The 382-nt window shown below is 55.0% G+C and carries 1 protein-coding gene; it reads left to right on the top strand.

The genetic code is table 11. The annotated features are described in order from the left end of the window. Positions 1 to 382 (top strand): lysozyme family protein (locus AC1RO3_RS08785; protein WP_481764046.1); only part of this gene is annotated, 382 nt, incomplete at both ends.

Genomic DNA, 382 nt, shown 5'->3' with positions numbered 1-382 from the left:
CGCGTGTCAAGGATAAGAAAAAGAAGGGGCGCGCGGGTACTGAAGACCTTGAGAACATGCCGGTCACCGAGGTTATGCAGCATCAGCAGGCTGGTGACTTTAATGCTGTCGGTCGCTACCAGATCATTACGACCACGATGCCCGAGATCGTTCGCGGCCTAGGCTTGACCGGTCAGGAGAAGTTTGATAGGACTACTCAAGACCGTATGTTCGATTACCTGATTGGTGTCAAACGCCGGGCTATTGGTGATTACATCTCGGGGCGTTCCGATGATCTGAATGCTGCGGTCTACGCCGCATCGCAGGAGTGGGCGTCGGTAGCCGCTCCCGCAGGTATGCCTCGGGACAAAAAGAAAAAGACGGACCCGACACGATATGGTGA

It is taken from the genome of Dellaglioa sp. CoH-57-MRSF-19 (assembly GCF_056781975.1).
The sequence above is the reverse complement of the archived record's forward strand: the minus strand, read 5'-3'. Positions and strand labels throughout refer to the sequence as shown.